The sequence below is a fragment of the Aeromicrobium senzhongii genome (assembly GCF_014334735.1).
In the GTDB taxonomy this organism is placed as follows: Bacteria; Actinomycetota; Actinomycetes; order Propionibacteriales; family Nocardioidaceae; genus Aeromicrobium; species Aeromicrobium senzhongii.
In genome coordinates, this window is sequence record NZ_CP060587.1 from 860,563 (window position 1) to 874,582 (window position 14,020).

Sequence of the window (14,020 nt, forward strand, 5' to 3'; positions counted from 1 at the left end):
CATGATCGAACCCGTGACTGCAAACGGGGATGCGATCCGGGTCCTGCTGGTCGATGACCAAGAGCTGTTCCGACGTGGCGTGACCATGGTCCTCGGTGCCGACGGGGGGTTCGAGATCGAGGACGTCGACGACGGTGACGCCGCGTTGGAACGCATCGCGGAGGAGCCGTTCGACGTCGTTCTGCTCGACGTCCGGATGCCCCACCGCAGCGGTGTCGAGATCTGCGCCGCGATCAAGGAGACTGCGCCCACGACCGGCATCATCATGCTCACGGCCAGCGACGACGAGGCCGACCTGTACGAGTCGATCAAGGCCGGTGCCGCCGGATACCTGCTCAAGGACGGGTCGACGTACGACCAGGTCGCCGAGGCGGTCAAGCTCGTCGCGGCCGGTCAGTCGTTGATCAGCCCTAGCATGGCCACGAAGCTGCTCGACGAGTTCGTGCACATGGCCAAGGGGCCGGCGCCGGCCACGACCCTGACCGCGCGCGAGCTGCAGGTGCTGCGCCTGGTCGCTCACGGCAAGAGCAACCGCGACATCGCCGGTGAGCTGTTCATCAGCGAGAACACGGTCAAGAACCACATCCGCAACATCCTCGAGAAGCTGCAGATGAAGTCGCGGATGGAGGCGGCCATGTACGCCGTCCGCAGCAAGCTCATCGACGACGTTCTGTGACGGCGCGCCTCACGGCGCTGCAGGCTCGGCGCATCGCGCTCGGGGCGCAGGGGTTCACCCGCGCGCAGCCCGAGGTGGTGCGCCGTGAGCACGTGGCCCGGGTGGCGCGCCGCCTGGGGTTCTTCCAGATCGACTCCGTCAACGTCCTGCAACGAGCGCACTACCTGCCGCTGTACTCACGGCTGGGCCCCTACGACACCGACCTGCTGCACCGTGCTGCCGGCCGGGCCCCGCGCCTGCTGTTCGAGTACTGGGCGCACGAGGCGGCCCTCGTCGACGTCGACCTGTGGCCGGCGATGCACCACAAGATGCGCTCCGGTCGCGGGATGTGGGGCGGAATGGCCCGCGCCGTCCAGGAGAACCCCGAGCTGATCGACCAGGTGGAGGCCGCTGTCGCCCGCTCGGGTCCGATCACGGCCCGCGAGCTGGAGGCCCGGCTCGGCGCCCAGGAGCGCGACCGGACCCACTGGGGCTGGAACTGGTCCCAGACCAAGCAGGCGCTGGAGTACCTGTTCTTCGTGGGGCGCGTCTCGTCCGCGCGGCGCAATGCCGCCTTCGAGCGCGAGTACGACCTGCCCGAGCGCGTGCTGCCCGCCCGGGTGCTCGCGCTGCCGGAGCCCTCGGACGAGGAGGCCCACCTGACGCTCGTGAGCCATGCGGCCCGAGCCCTCGGCGTCGCCACGGCGCAGTGCCTGCGGGACTACTTCCGCCTGGCGCCCGCTCCGACCACGGCCGCGGTGAGCGCCCTGGTGGCCGACGGCGTCCTCGAACCGGTGACCATCGAGGGCTGGAAGCGCCCGGCGTACCTGCATGCCGAGGCCGCCCGCCCGCGCCGGGTCGAGGCGCGGACCCTGCTCAGTCCCTTCGACCCGCTGGTCTTCGAGCGCACGCGCACCGAGCGACTCTTCGACTTCCGCTACCGCATCGAGATCTACGTGCCCCAGCCGCAGCGGGTGCACGGGTACTACGTCCTGCCCTTCCTGCTGGGCGACCGGATCGTCGCGCGCGTGGACCTCAAGGCCGACCGCGAGGGCGGGCGGCTGCTCGTGCTCGGCTCGTTCGCCGAGCCCGGGGCCCCGGCCGAAACGGCCCGCGAGCTGGGGCAGGAGTTGCTGCGCATGGCCGGTTGGCTGGGCCTGGGCGAGGTCGAGGTCCGTCCACGTGGTGATCTGGCCGCGATGCTGGCGCCGGAGTGTGCCGCCCCGCACTAGGATGATCGGGTGCCGAAGATCATCGACAGTATCCTGCGTGCGGGCGAGGGCAAGATCCTCAAGCGCCTCGACCGCATCGCCGACCAGGTCAACGCCCTGAGCGACGAGTTCGCCGCCATGAGCGATGACGAGCTGCGTGCCATGACGGACGAGTTCAAGGAGCGGTTGGCCGGCGGGGAATCGCTCGACGACCTGCTGCCCGAGGCCTTCGCCACGGTCCGCGAGGCCGCGTCGCGCGTGCTGGGCCAGCGGCACTTCGACGTCCAGCTGCTGGGCGGCGCCGCACTGCACCTGGGCAACATCGCCGAGATGAAGACCGGTGAGGGCAAGACCCTCGTCGCGACGCTGCCGTCGTACCTGAACGCCTTGACCGGCAAGGGCGTCCACGTGGTCACGGTCAACGACTACCTGGCCACCTACCAGTCCGAGATGATGGGCCGCGTCCATCACTTCCTGGGCCTCACGGTCGGCGTCGTCGTGGCCGGCCAGACGCCCGCGCAGCGCCGCGAGGCCTACGCCTGTGACATCACCTACGGCACGAACAACGAGTTCGGCTTCGACTACCTGCGCGACAACATGGCCGACAGCCTGGACGAGTGCGTCCAGCGCGGTCACCACTTCGCGATCGTCGACGAGGTCGACTCGATCCTCATCGACGAGGCCCGCACGCCGCTGATCATCTCGGGCCCCACCGAGGACGAGGTCAAGTGGTACGGCGAGTTCGCCCGGATGATCGACGGGATGCGGATCGACGAGCACTACGAGGTCGACGAGAAGAAGCGCACCGTCGCCGTCACCGAGAAGGCCATCGACGTCGTCGAGGACCAGCTCGGCATCGCCAACCTGTACGACGCGGTCAACACGCCGCTGATCGGCTTCCTGAACAACGCCGTCAAGGCCAAGGAGCTGTTCAAGCGCGACAAGGACTACGTCGTCATCGACGGCGAGGTCCTGATCGTCGACGAGCACACCGGCCGTCTGCTCGAGGGACGTCGCTACAACGAGGGCCTGCACCAGGCGATCGAGGCCAAGGAGGGCGTGCGGATCCGCGAGGAGTACCAGACGCTCGCCACGATCACGCTGCAGAACTACTTCCGCCTGTACGACAAGCTCTCGGGCATGACCGGTACGGCCATGACCGAGGCCGCCGAGTTCGACAAGATCTACAAGCTGGGCGTCGTTCCGATCCGCACGAACAAGCCCGTGCGACGCGACGACCTGCCCGACCTCGTCTACCGCACCGAGGACGCGAAGTTCAACGCCGTCGTCGACGACATCGCCGGACGCCACGAGAAGGGCCAGCCGGTCCTGGTCGGCACCACGAGCGTCGCCAAGAGCGAGCGCCTGAGCAAGATGCTCAAGAAGCGCGGCATCGCGCACGAGGTCCTCAACGCCAAGCAGCACGACCGTGAGGCCGCGATCGTCGCCCGCGCCGGTCACAAGGGCGCCGTCACGGTCGCCACGAACATGGCCGGCCGCGGTACCGACATCATGCTCGGCGGCAGCGTCGAGTTCCTGGCCGACGCCGATCTGCGCAGCAAGGGGCTCGACCCGGTCGAGACGCCCGAGGAGTACGAGGCTGCCTGGCCCGAGGCCCTCGAGCGGATCGAGAAGCAGGTCGCTGCCGAGAAGGAGGACGTCATCGCCGCCGGTGGCCTCGCGGTGATCGGCACCGAGCGCCACGAGTCGCGCCGCATCGACAACCAGCTGCGTGGCCGCTCCGGCCGTCAGGGCGACCCGGGCCTGACCCGGTTCTACCTGTCGCTCGAGGACGACCTCATGCGCCTGTTCAAGGGCGAGTGGGTCAACTGGATCCTGCAGACGATGAAGATCCCCGACGACGTGCCGATCGAGAACAAGCGCGTCACCAAGTCGATCGCGTCGGCGCAGGGCCTGGTCGAGGCGCAGAACTTCGAGACTCGCAAGAACATCTTGAAGTACGACGACGTCATGAGCGCCCAGCGCGAGGTCGTCTACTCCCAGCGCCGCCGGGTGCTCGAGGGCGAGGACCTCGAGCCGCGCGTGCGCCAGATGATCGAGGACGTCACGGGCGCCTACGTCACGGCCGCCACGCAGGGCTACTCCACGACGTGGGAGCTCGACAAGCTCTGGACCGCGTTGCGCACCCTGTACCCGATCTCGCTCGACCCCGACCAGGTCGTCGAGGAGGTCGGCGGGCTGGAGCGCCTCGACGCGGCGACGCTGCGCAGGCTCGTCGTCGAGGACGCGCTCGCCGCGTACGACAAGCGTGAGGCCGAGCTGGGCGACGAGGTCGCCCGTGAGCTCGAGCGCCGGGTCGTGCTGAGCGTGCTCGACCGCAAGTGGCGCGAGCACCTCTACGAGATGGACTACCTCCGCGAGGGCATCGGCCTGCGCGCGTACAGCCAGCGTGACCCGCTGGTCGAGTACCAGCGCGAGGGCTACGACCTGTTCAACGCGATGATGGAGGGCATCTCCGAGGAGTCCGTGGGCTACCTGTTCAACCTCAGCGTCGAGGTCGAGGTCGAGGAGGGCGACGACGAGGCCCCCCAGATCATGGCCAAGGGTCTCGAGCCGGACACGACGCCCAAGCAGCTGTCGTACTCGGCCCCGTCGGAGGACGGGTCGGCGATCGCGGTCGACGAGTCGGTCGAGGTCGACGACGACGAGCCGGACGCCAACGAGGTCGCCCGCCAGAACAAGGCCAAGGAGGCCGCTCGCCGCAAGGCGAAGGCCGCTCGCCAGTCGCGCAAGAAGAACCGCTGACTCAGGCCCACTCGGCGGCGGTGCAGCGCCAGGTCGTGCGCCCCTGATGGTCACGGCCGCGCTGCAGCCGCACCGCGATCGCGTGGGAGCGGCCGCGGTGGACCATGCGGGCGGCGATCTCGGCGGCTCCGTCGTCGACCATCGCGATGTGCACCGAGACGACCCGGGGGCTGTGGCGCGCACCGCCGGCGACGAAACGGGCCGTCACGTATTCGTGCAGCTGCTCGTACACGTCGCGGCTCAGCCACGCGCCGAGCTGGCGCGGAGGTCGCACCCCCGTGATGACCTCGGCCAGTGCCTGGGTGAACCGCGCGCACCGGTGACGCAGCTCGCGGGCGTCGCCGCGTTCCACCGGCACCGGTAGCAGCGGCGGTGACGGCGGGAAGGGCAGCGGCACCTGGTGCGGCGCGAACGGGTCGGTGGCGAGTGCCGTGGCGGTGATCATCGTGCTCCTGGTGGGTCGAGTCGCTGGCCGGGATGGATGAGGTCGGGATCGGATCCGATGACGTCGCGGTTGGCGTCGTGCCACCGTGCGACCTCGGTACTGGTCGTGGCGGCGGTGCCGCCGGGGGAGTGGTCCTGAGCGATCGACCACAGGGACTCGCCCGCGACGACGACGTGGGTCCGGGTCGCGGGCGGCGGTGACGGCTCCGGCGACGGAGCAGCCCGGGTCAGTGGACGTTCCGGCAGGGCCAGGCCCTCCAGCGGCCCGCTCGAGCCGGCTCGGGCGGGCGTGGCGGTCGCCACCACGGCGCCGGTGACGAGGAGCGCGCGCAACACCGGAGGGCCGAGGCGGGCCGCGAGCCGGCGATCGACGAGCACCAGGGCGAGGCCGAGCAGCCACCACAGGGCCCAGGCCGCCAGGGCCGCGGCCAGCAGCCAGCGCAGCGCGGACTCCCATCCCACCGTCGACAGGTCGACCATCCGAACCTCGATCCATGACTTCTGATGACGTCTGATGTAGGCATTTGACGTCGAATGACGTCATGCACCAGAGAAGCGCATGGCGAACGACCGCGTCAATGACGCGGTCGTGGGGTGTGGACGGGCGCTAGGGCGCGGGTCGGGTCCGGCGCAGGCGCTGGTTCTCGAGCTGCAGTCGCTCGAGCTCGGCCTCCAGCGCGAGGACCCGTTCGATGCCCGCGAGGTTCAGGCCCTCGGCCAGCAGGTCGCGAATGCGCCTCAGTCGCCGGATGTCCGAGCGGCTGTAGCGGCGGGTGCCGCCGGCGGTGCGATCGGGCTCGAGCAGGCCGCGGCGCTCGTAGACGCGCAGGTTCTGCACCTGCATCGCGACCATCTCGGCGGCCACCGAGATGGCGTACACGCCGGTCTCGTCGTCCTCACGCATCGTCGTCCCTCCTGTCACCTGCATCGTACTTGACAAGGAATATGAAATGAGCAATATAGGTTTACATCAGTGGAACCACCGGACCACCTGCGAGAGGAGACGATGATGATGATTCGTTCGACCGACCCGTTCCGTGAGTTCGACCGGCTCACCCAGCAGTTCTTCGGCACCACCAACCGCCCGGCCGTCATGCCCATGGACGCCTGGCGCGAGGGCGACACCTTCGTGGTGGAGTTCGACCTGCCCGGTGTGTCCAAGGAGAGCATCGACCTCGACATCGAGCGCAACGTCCTGACCGTGCGCGCCGAGCGCGTCGTCGGCAACGGCGACTGGGAGATGCTCGCCACCGAACGCGCTCGCGGCATGTTCAGCCGCCAGCTGGTCCTGGGCGACAACCTGGACCTCGACCGCATCGAGGCCGCCTACGACGACGGCGTTCTGCGGCTGAGCATCCCCGTCGCCGAGCGGGCCAAGCCGCGCAAGATCGAGATCACCGGCGCGACGAAGGACGACCAGGCCGCCATCGGCGTCTGATCGATCCACCGACACCGTAGGGCCTCCCATCGGGAGGCCCTACGGTGTCTTCATGCGTTGGGACCGACTGTTCGCCGATCTCGAGGGTGCCGCGGTGGACGCGTACGCCGAGGAGCGGGACGCCCTGGCCGAGGACCTGCGCGACGAGCAGTGGGCGCGCCTGTCCTGGACCGATCTGCTGGGCGGGCGGGACATCCGGATGGAGGTGGCCGGGCGCGGTGAGATCGGGGGTCGCGTCGTCGGCGTGGGCGACGTGGTGCTGGTCGAGGACGGCCTGCGCACGATCGTGGTCGTGCCCGAGGCGATCGTCGCGATCAGCGGATCGGACGGGCGCGCGGCGGCCGCGCCGGCGCTGCGCAGGACACGTGCTCAGATGGCGCGGGCGCTGCGGGACGCCGGTGCGTCGGTGCGGGTCGTCCGCCGTGACGGCCGAGCGGTCGAGGGGGTCGTGGCGGCCGTCGGCTCGGACTTCCTGCAGGTCGCCGCGGCCGGTCGGCGGGTCAGTCTGCCGTGGGCGTCGATTGCGGCTCTCGAGGAGCGCTGAGCTCGGTCTCGCGCGCCGTCCGCTCGTACTGGCGGGCGATGTAGTCCTCCAGGGCGCTGGCCTCGATGCGCCACATCTTGCGGCCGCCGACCTGGAACCCGCGCAGCTCGCCGGACTTGAGCAGGCTCCAGACGACCCGGACATCGACCTTGAGGGTCTCGGCGACGTCGTTCGCGGTGAGGAACTGGTGCTCGGGAGCCATGGCGCCATTCTCACACGCGGCCCCGACGACGAGTCGTAGGTCACGACCGGACTGTGGACGAACGGTGGCACGGGATCGGCGCGACCCCGTATGCATGCCTCATGCATGTCACGGGGGGTGACACGCCCCGGCGCACGAGCGCCCGGCGCACCTCGATCTCCAGATGGCGCAATCCGCGACTCCTGATGGGTGCCGTCCTGGTCCTGACGTCGGCCGTCGCAGGTGGCTGGCTCGTCGCGACCGCGCGCGACTCGACGGACTACTGGCTGGTGCGCGCCGAGGTGAAGGCCGGCGAGCCGGTCCGGGCCGACCAGCTGGCGCCGGTGTCGGGACGCGTGGAGTCGGCCGGATCCGGCACCCTGCTGCCGACCGAGTACGGGGTGCCGCGAGGCGTCTGGGCGCGTGATGTCGGGGCGGGGACGCTGATGACGCGCGACGCGGTGCACCGCGGGGTCGAGCCGGGCCGCCAGCTCGCGATGGCTCTGACGGCGGGGTCGGCCCCGCCCGACCTCGAGACCGGGGACCGGGTCGACGTGTGGGCAGGTCCGGGCGAGACCGGCGACGGTGCCGCGTCGACGCGCCGGGTCCTGTCCGACGTCGCGGTCGTCTCCGTGTCGGCGTCGGACGGGACGGGATCGCGCACCCTCGTCGTCGACACCGATCGCCGTGGTCCCGACGCCGAGGTCGTCGAGGCGGTCGCCCGCGGCCGGCTGAGCGTGGTGCGTGTCCCGTGACCGAACCCGTGCGGGTGGCCGTCGCCGCCTGCGGAGCCCACTGGGAGGCCGCCGCGCTCGACGAGGTCGAGCACGACCCGCGCCTGGTCCTCGTGCGCCGGTGCGTCGACGTGGCCGATCTGCTCGCGACGGCCGGCACGCACCGGATCGACGTCGCCCTGCTGGCCGTCGACAGTCCGGGCCTGGACGCCGCCGTGGTGGACCGCCTCGCCGAGTCCGGCGTGCGGGTCGCCTCGGTCGGGGCCGACGGCACGGACCTGGGCATCGAGCACACGGCGCGACTGGGCGAGTTGGCGGCGATGGGCGCCGTGCCGGTGCAGTCGCGCGAGGCCGAGGGCGAGCCCGGCCGGCTGGTCGCGGTCTGGGGCGCGACCGGCGCTCCGGGTCGCAGCACGCTGGCGGTCTCGCTCGCGGCCGCGGCCGCGGCGAGCGGCCATCACACGGCCCTGGTCGATGCGGACGTGTACGGCGGCTCTCTCAGCCAGCTGCTGGGCGTCCTCGACGAGGTCAGCGGGATCATGGCGGCCTGCCGCGACGTCAACCGTGGCCGGCCCGAGGCCGCCACGTCCCACCTGCTGAGCGTGGGCCCGCACTGGGACCTGCTGACCGGTCTGCCCCGCTCCGACATGTGGCACCACCTGCGACCCGAGGCCCTCGAACGCGTGCTGCGTGCGCTCTGCCGCGACCACGAGCTCGTCGTGGTCGACTGCGGCTTCGGGGTGGAGGCCGGGTTCGGCCAGCAGCCGTCCCGCGACCAGGTGACCCGGCGCGTCCTCGACCTGGCCGACGAGGTGATGGTGGTCGGCCGGGTCGACCCGATCGGCCTGGCCCGGCTCGTGCGCGCCCTCGACGACGCCGAGCCGTGGACGCGGCCGCCCCGGCTCGTGCTCAACGGATTCCGCGGTGCGCTGGGCTGGACCGAGCGCGAGGTCGCGCAGACGGTCCGTGAGCTGACGGGCCAGACGCCGTGGGCGTTCCTGCCCCAGGACGGCCCGGGCCACGACCTGGCGCTCATGACCGGCCGCCCCCTCCGCGAGGTGTCTCCGGGCTCGGGATACGTGTCCCGGGTCGAGCGGCTGGCCGCGGATCTGGTGGCCGTCCGGTGACCGTTTCGATACCGTTCCCGAGCCCTTCGCGGGTGGTAAGTTGCTGGGCTACGCGAGCACCGAGGCGAGGACATCAGGAGACGGCATGCAACGACTGAGCCCGCTCGATGCGATGTTCCTGCACCAGGACCATCCCGAGGCGCCGCGCCAGGTCGCCTCCCTGGCGATCATCACGCCCGGTGAGCGTCCCCTCGACTACGACCGGCTCATCCAGGTCATCAACGAGCGCATCGACCTGGTCCCGCGCTACCGCCAGGTGCCGCGCCGCGTGCCCGGCGGGATCGGGATGCCGGTGTGGGTGGACGACGAGCACTTCGACCTGTCCCTGCACGTGCGGCGCTCGGCGTTGCCGCGACCCGGAGGACGCGACGCCCTGCACGAGCTCGTGGGCCGACTCATCGCCCGACGGCTCGACCACGAGCGTCCGTTGTGGGAGCTCTACCTGATCGAGGGCCTCCAGGGCGGCGAGCTGGCCCTGCTGTTCAAGTCGCACCAGGCGCTCGTCGACGGCTCCCACACCGTCGACCTGGCCCAGGTGCTGCTCGAGGAGACCCAGCGCGATCGCACGATCCCGCACGAGGAGTGGACCCCGCGGTCCGCGCCCGGCGCGATCGAGCTGGTCGCCGGCTCCGTGCGGTCCCAGCTCAACCGCCCGTCCGAGGTGCTGTGGAGCGGCGAGTACCAGTGGTCCCGGCTCACGTCGAAGCTGCCGGTGCTGGGCCCGGACTCGGCCACCCACGGGCCGCTCGTCTCGTCGCTGTCGCGGCACCGCCGGTTCACGACCGTCAGCGCGCCGCTGAGCGACTTCCGGCGCGTGCGCGACGAGCACGGCGGCACGGTCAACGACGTGATCCTGGCGGCGATCGCCGGCGGCCTGCGGGGCTGGATGCTCACCCGGGCCGAGCCGGTCACCGCCAAGACCGGATTCCGCGCGATGGTGCCGATGTCGGTCACCCGCGACGGGCCGGCCGGTGACGGGCTCCCGACCTCGCTGGGCCCGCGCGTGCGCGGACTCATGCTCACGCTCCCGGTGGGGGAGTCCAACGCGGTCGTGCGCCTGCACCAGGTGTCCTACGCGCTGAAGGGCCACCGCGAGATGGGGTCGGCCGTGGCCGCGAACAAGATGGCCAGCCTCCCGGGCTTCGCCACCTCCACCTTCCACGCCGTGGGCGCCCGCGTCGCCGCCGACGAGTCGCACCGCCCGTACCACCTGGTGATCACCAACGTCCCCGGTCCGCAGGACCCCGTGTACATGGCCGGACAGCAGCTCCAGGAGATCTATCCCGCGATCCCGTTGACGGGCCACCGCACGATCTCGGTGGGCGTGACGTCCTACGACGGCCACGTCTACTTCGGGGTGGTCACCGATCGCGAGGCGGTGCCGGACGCCGACGTCCTGGGGCAGTGCATCCTGGAGGCGTTGGAAGAGCTGACCGAGACGATCGGTCCCCGTCGAACCCGCGCCCCGCGCGGAAGGAAGAGGCCCACATGAGCGACGTCCGGGTCTACGGTGCGGCGGACGTGCAGGCACTGCGCGCGCTGGCCGACGACCAGCCCGTCACCCTCGACTACGTCATCGCCGCCTCGGCGGACGAGGAGGACGAGTACGACGCGCTGATGACGGCAGCCGAGGACGGTCCCGTCGTGGTGTGTGCGCTCGTCGAGGCCGACGGCGCGCCGGTGCGCCTCGAGGACCTCCAGTCCCTGCACGTCGATGCCGACGGCAGTGGCGACCTGGCCTGGTACGCGCCGCAGGAGCTCGACGACGTCATCGAGCTCCTGGGCGCGTGAGGCTCAGAGGCGGGTCGCGCCGAACTCGACCTCGTCCTTGAGCGACGCCGAGATCGCCTTGGCGACCTCCGGCTCGATCCGGCGGCCGATCAGGGGGATCGAGACCTTCACGTCGCCGTCGACCGACATCGTGGTGGTGGCGCCGTGGGCCGCGATCGTGGAGGTTCCCTGCATACGCGCGGGCTGACCGTGGATGTCGACCGACACCTCGGCGGTGCGCGACCCCGCCGCGTCGGCCGGGCCCCACTTCTCGACCTGGGTGACCGTCACGGCGTCGCCGGTGAGCTTCTTGATGAAGTCGGGCATGTCCGACTCCATGGTGCGGACGATCGTGACGGTCGTGGTGTCACCCTGCGGCTCGACGGTCACGGTGTAGTCGCGCGCTCCCTGGCGCTCGCAGGACTGCTCGCGGAAGGTCTGGTCGCTGATCAGGGCGAAGACCTGCTCGGGGTCGGCCGGGTACTCGAACCGCTCGGTGAACTTCACGCGTCGTCCTCACTGGTGGTGGAACCGGCGCCGAGCCCCTTGAGCTCAGCCAGCCGGGCTTCGATCTCGAGCTGGCCGGCGTCGGCCTCCAGCTCGGCGAACTGGGAGTCCAGGCTCGTCGAGGCGAGCTCCTGCTGCCCCTGGACCTGGGCCTCGATGCGGCGGACCCGCTCCTCGTAGCGGCTGAGCTCGCTCGTGGGATCGAGGATGTCGAGGGACTTGATGGCACCGGTGACCTGGGCCTGGGCCTCGGCCGTGCGGTGGCGCGCCACGAGCTGGTCGCGCTTGGCGTTCAGCTCGGTCAGCTTGCCGCGCATGGCGACCAGCCCGGTCTTGAGCTGCTCGACGACCTCACCCTGCTGGGCGATCATCGGAGCGGCGGCGCGGGCCTCGTTCTCGGCGGAGATCTGCTTGCCCAACGCGACCTTGGCGAGCTGGTCGAAGCGGTCGGCCTCGCCCGCGTGTCCGCTGGCGCGCAGCTGGTCGGCCTTGTTGGAGGCGGCGATCGCCTTGGCGCCCCACTCCTTCGCGGCGGCGACGTCCTCGGCGTGGTCGGCCTCGGCCAGCCGCAGGTTGCCGATCGTCTGGGCCACGGCCTTCTCGGCCTCGGCGATGGAGTTGGTGTAGTCGCGGACCATCTGGTCGAGCATCTTCTGCGGATCCTCAGCCTTGTCCAGGAGGGCGTTGATGTTCGCCTTCGTCAGCTGGGAGATGCGCCCGAGGATGGACTGTTTCTGTGCCATGCGTCGATCATGGTGCACCGTCCAAACCAGCCGCAACCTCGAGGCCCCGGAATGACACGGGTGTCATTAACACGACCAAACCTTAAAGGTCGGCTTTAGGTTCACATCGGCGTGTCGGTGCCATAGGCTGTCGATCATGCGTCGACTGGGACTCGTGGGACTGGTGTGCCTTTTCGTGATGGCCGGACTCACCGCCACGGCGTCCTCGGCGCAGGCGTTCGCGCTCATCTGCAGTGCCAAGACGAAGGCCCAGGTCGCCGCGTGCGACACGTCGGGCTACGCGGAGGTCATGCACCAGATGCACTGGCGGATGTACGCCGGGCACAACTGCACGAACTACGCCGCGTACCGGATGAAGCGCAACGGGGTTCCCGAGCCGAAGATCCTCATGGGCAACGCGCGCGACTGGCACACGAACGCCAAGAAGCTCGGATACGTCGTCGACAACCGACCCGCCGTCGGTGCGATCGCGCAGTGGTCGAAGGCCGCCAGCCACGTCGCCTACGTCGAGGAGGTCGGCCCGAAGCACCTGATCCTGTCCGAGGACAGCTACACCTCGAAGGTCTACCGCCGGTACAAGGTGTCCACCGGCGACTCCTGGTACCCCGAGCGCTTCATCCACTTCAAGGACCTGGGCGCGCCGGCCGCGCCGGTGCCGACGCCGTCACCCGCCCCCGCGCCCACCCCGGCCCCGGCAGCGCCGGTGAAGCCGAGCGTCGCCGTGTCGGGTCCGGCGAAGGTCAGCACCCGGGTCGCTCCCAAGATCACCGTCAAGGTGTCCGCGGCCCGGGCCGCTCCGGTGGGCAAGGTGCGCATCCGTCGCGGTGGGGTCACCGTCAAGACCATCAACCTGACCGCGGCGTCGAAGGGTACCGCCACCGTCGCGATCCCGAGGATGAAGCGCGGCAAGCAGTGGATCTCGGCGGTCTACGCGGGCAACGCCCAGGTGGGCAAGGGCACGAGCCGCACCATCAAGGTCGTCGTGACCAAGCCGCCCAAGGTCGTCTCGGCGAAGACGAGCATCGCCCTGCCGAAGGCGCCCCACCTGGCGGGGACGCGGCCCGTGGCCACGGTCACCGTGAAGCCCACGGACGGGCGGGTCGTGACGAACAAGGTCTCGGTCTACGTCGACGGCAAGCGGATCGCCGCCCCCGCCCTGACCAAGGCCAAGCGCGGCAAGGTCTCGGTCCGCCTGCCCGCGCTGACGGCGGGCAAGCACACGATCCGGGCCACGTACTGGGGCTCCAAGACGGTGCGCCGGTCCCACGCCAAGGCCCAGGCCTTCCACGTGGTCGAGCCCACCACCGTCCAGGGGACGCTCGACCGGACCTCGGTCGGCCCGGCCGAGTCCGCGCACGTGACGGCCACCGTGGCGACGGCACGGAAGGTGGCACCCACCTCCGGTGAGGTCTGGGTGCTCGCCGACGGGGCGAAGGTCGCCGCCGCGACGCTGGGCCCGGCGGCTCGCGGGTCGGTGCGGATCGCCCTGCCCGCGCTCGACCCGGGCACCCGCCGGATCGCGGTGCAGTACCGCGGTGCGACGTTCCAGACCGCGTCACTGAGCGCCGAGGTGCCCCTCGTGGTCCGCGACCGGTCGGTCACGACGACCGCCCTGTCGGCGACCTCGGTGAAGGCGACCGCCTCCGCGAAGGTGACCGTGACGGTCCAGTCGGGCCGGGGCGCCGCGGTGACGGCGGGGACGATCACCGTCAAGGCCGGGGCCAAGACGATCGCCACGGCGAACCTGACGGTGGCATCGAAGGGCAAGGTCGTCGTGACGCTGCCCAGGCTCGCGGCCGGCAAGCACGCGATCACGGCGTCGTTCTCGGGGACCGGCCTGGTCGATCCGTCGGCGGCCGCCGCGCGCACCCTGACCGTCACGAAGTAGAGCGGTCGGGCG

16 protein-coding genes are annotated in these 14,020 nt (G+C 70.7%); 10 read left to right on the forward strand and 6 right to left on the reverse strand.

The window, feature by feature from the left end; all coding sequences use genetic code 11:
* Positions 1–13 precede the first annotated feature (13 nt).
* The 3 genes from H9L21_RS04360 to secA are packed head-to-tail and all read left to right on the forward strand — an operon-like array spanning position 14 to position 4,632.
* Entirely contained in the window at positions 14–676 is a 663-nt protein-coding gene (locus tag H9L21_RS04360; RefSeq protein ID WP_255467328.1) for a response regulator, read from the forward strand.
* A complete protein-coding gene (locus H9L21_RS04365; protein ID WP_187411796.1) occupies positions 673–1,887 on the forward strand; it encodes a winged helix-turn-helix domain-containing protein in 1,215 nt (404 codons plus the stop codon). Before H9L21_RS04360 ends, H9L21_RS04365 begins: the two co-directional genes overlap by 4 nt.
* A 9-nt stretch (positions 1,888–1,896) precedes the next feature.
* Positions 1,897–4,632 carry a preprotein translocase subunit SecA gene (gene secA, locus H9L21_RS04370; protein ID WP_187411797.1) on the forward strand — a complete coding sequence of 912 codons (2,736 nt, stop codon included), beginning with the start codon at positions 1,897–1,899 and terminating at the stop codon, positions 4,630–4,632.
* A 1-nt stretch (position 4,633) separates the two neighbouring features.
* On the opposite strand, the gene H9L21_RS04375 is transcribed toward secA, so the two are convergent.
* The 3 genes from H9L21_RS04375 to H9L21_RS04385 all read right to left on the reverse strand — a co-directional run bounded on the left by H9L21_RS04375 (position 4,634) and on the right by H9L21_RS04385 (position 5,980).
* Positions 4,634–5,077, reverse strand: a complete 444-nt coding sequence (locus H9L21_RS04375) for an Rv3235 family protein (RefSeq protein WP_154595532.1) — start codon at positions 5,075–5,077, stop codon at positions 4,634–4,636.
* A complete protein-coding gene (locus tag H9L21_RS04380; protein WP_154595531.1) occupies positions 5,074–5,556 on the reverse strand; it encodes a LysM peptidoglycan-binding domain-containing protein in 483 nt (160 codons plus the stop codon). The genes H9L21_RS04375 and H9L21_RS04380 overlap by 4 nt, the downstream gene beginning before the upstream one ends.
* Positions 5,557–5,683: 127 nt before the next feature.
* A complete protein-coding gene (locus H9L21_RS04385; protein WP_154595530.1) occupies positions 5,684–5,980 on the reverse strand; it encodes a MerR family transcriptional regulator in 297 nt (98 codons plus the stop codon).
* Positions 5,981–6,085: 105 nt separating this feature from the next.
* On the opposite strand from H9L21_RS04385, the gene H9L21_RS04390 reads away from it, so the two are divergent.
* Positions 6,086–6,514 carry an Hsp20/alpha crystallin family protein gene (locus tag H9L21_RS04390; RefSeq protein ID WP_154595529.1) on the forward strand — a complete coding sequence of 143 codons (429 nt, stop codon included), beginning with the start codon at positions 6,086–6,088 and terminating at the stop codon, positions 6,512–6,514.
* A gap of 52 nt (positions 6,515–6,566) precedes the next feature.
* Positions 6,567–7,058, forward strand: coding sequence for a hypothetical protein (locus tag H9L21_RS04395; protein ID WP_154595528.1), 492 nt, complete (start codon positions 6,567–6,569; stop codon positions 7,056–7,058).
* On the opposite strand, the gene H9L21_RS04400 is transcribed toward H9L21_RS04395, so the two are convergent.
* A complete protein-coding gene (locus tag H9L21_RS04400; protein ID WP_154595527.1) occupies positions 7,015–7,260 on the reverse strand; it encodes a helix-turn-helix domain-containing protein in 246 nt (81 codons plus the stop codon). The two genes, H9L21_RS04395 and H9L21_RS04400, sit on opposite strands and share 44 nt — an antisense overlap.
* Positions 7,261–7,361: 101 nt before the next feature.
* Here H9L21_RS04400 and H9L21_RS04405 point away from each other — a divergent pair, with 101 nt between their 5' ends.
* The 4 genes from H9L21_RS04405 (at position 7,362) to H9L21_RS04420 (ending at position 10,891) form a co-directional block, all read left to right on the forward strand.
* Positions 7,362–7,994 carry a CpaB family protein gene (locus H9L21_RS04405; RefSeq protein ID WP_154595526.1) on the forward strand — a complete coding sequence of 211 codons (633 nt, stop codon included), beginning with the start codon at positions 7,362–7,364 and terminating at the stop codon, positions 7,992–7,994.
* The gene (locus H9L21_RS04410; protein WP_154595525.1) at positions 7,991–9,100 is read left to right on the forward strand and encodes a CpaE/TadZ family protein; all 1,110 of its coding nucleotides are present in this window, start codon (positions 7,991–7,993) and stop codon (positions 9,098–9,100) included. The genes H9L21_RS04405 and H9L21_RS04410 overlap by 4 nt, the downstream gene beginning before the upstream one ends.
* An 85-nt stretch (positions 9,101–9,185) precedes the next feature.
* Positions 9,186–10,592, forward strand: coding sequence for a wax ester/triacylglycerol synthase family O-acyltransferase (locus tag H9L21_RS04415; protein WP_154595524.1), 1,407 nt, complete (start codon positions 9,186–9,188; stop codon positions 10,590–10,592).
* Positions 10,589–10,891 (forward strand): hypothetical protein, encoded by a 303-nt coding sequence (locus H9L21_RS04420; protein WP_154595523.1) that lies wholly within the window; start codon positions 10,589–10,591, stop codon positions 10,889–10,891. The genes H9L21_RS04415 and H9L21_RS04420 overlap by 4 nt, the downstream gene beginning before the upstream one ends.
* 3 nt (positions 10,892–10,894) lie before the next feature.
* On the opposite strand, the gene H9L21_RS04425 is transcribed toward H9L21_RS04420, so the two are convergent.
* Both H9L21_RS04425 and H9L21_RS04430 read right to left on the reverse strand, forming a co-directional pair.
* Positions 10,895–11,377: a DUF2505 domain-containing protein gene (locus H9L21_RS04425; RefSeq protein WP_187411798.1), complete on the reverse strand. Its 483-nt coding sequence runs from the start codon at positions 11,375–11,377 to the stop codon at positions 10,895–10,897.
* Positions 11,374–12,120 carry a PspA/IM30 family protein gene (locus H9L21_RS04430; protein WP_154595522.1) on the reverse strand — a complete coding sequence of 249 codons (747 nt, stop codon included), beginning with the start codon at positions 12,118–12,120 and terminating at the stop codon, positions 11,374–11,376. Before H9L21_RS04430 ends, H9L21_RS04425 begins: the two co-directional genes overlap by 4 nt.
* Positions 12,121–12,256: 136 nt before the next feature.
* Between H9L21_RS04430 and H9L21_RS04435 the strand changes: the two genes are divergently transcribed.
* The gene (locus tag H9L21_RS04435) at positions 12,257–14,008 is read left to right on the forward strand and encodes an Ig-like domain repeat protein (RefSeq protein ID WP_154595521.1); all 1,752 of its coding nucleotides are present in this window, start codon (positions 12,257–12,259) and stop codon (positions 14,006–14,008) included.
* The last annotated feature ends 12 nt before the right edge of the window (positions 14,009–14,020 follow it).

Bases quoted from the DNA above. Each gene is read 5' to 3' on its own strand.
- H9L21_RS04385 (WP_154595530.1), bottom strand. From the start codon at position 5,980: ATGCGTGAGGACGACGAGACCGGCGTGTACGCCATCTCGGTGGCCGCC.
- H9L21_RS04430 (WP_154595522.1), bottom strand. From the start codon at position 12,120: ATGGCACAGAAACAGTCCATCCTCGGGCGCATCTCCCAGCTGACGAAG.
- H9L21_RS04390 (WP_154595529.1), top strand. From the start codon at position 6,086: ATGATGATTCGTTCGACCGACCCGTTCCGTGAGTTCGACCGGCTCACC.
- H9L21_RS04405 (WP_154595526.1), top strand. From the start codon at position 7,362: ATGCATGTCACGGGGGGTGACACGCCCCGGCGCACGAGCGCCCGGCGC.
- H9L21_RS04420 (WP_154595523.1), top strand. From the start codon at position 10,589: ATGAGCGACGTCCGGGTCTACGGTGCGGCGGACGTGCAGGCACTGCGC.
- H9L21_RS04435 (WP_154595521.1), top strand. From the start codon at position 12,257: ATGCGTCGACTGGGACTCGTGGGACTGGTGTGCCTTTTCGTGATGGCC.
- H9L21_RS04415 (WP_154595524.1), top strand. From the start codon at position 9,186: ATGCAACGACTGAGCCCGCTCGATGCGATGTTCCTGCACCAGGACCAT.
- H9L21_RS04400 (WP_154595527.1), bottom strand. From the start codon at position 7,260: ATGGCTCCCGAGCACCAGTTCCTCACCGCGAACGACGTCGCCGAGACC.
- H9L21_RS04380 (WP_154595531.1), bottom strand. From the start codon at position 5,556: ATGGTCGACCTGTCGACGGTGGGATGGGAGTCCGCGCTGCGCTGGCTG.
- H9L21_RS04375 (WP_154595532.1), bottom strand. From the start codon at position 5,077: ATGATCACCGCCACGGCACTCGCCACCGACCCGTTCGCGCCGCACCAG.
- H9L21_RS04395 (WP_154595528.1), top strand. From the start codon at position 6,567: ATGCGTTGGGACCGACTGTTCGCCGATCTCGAGGGTGCCGCGGTGGAC.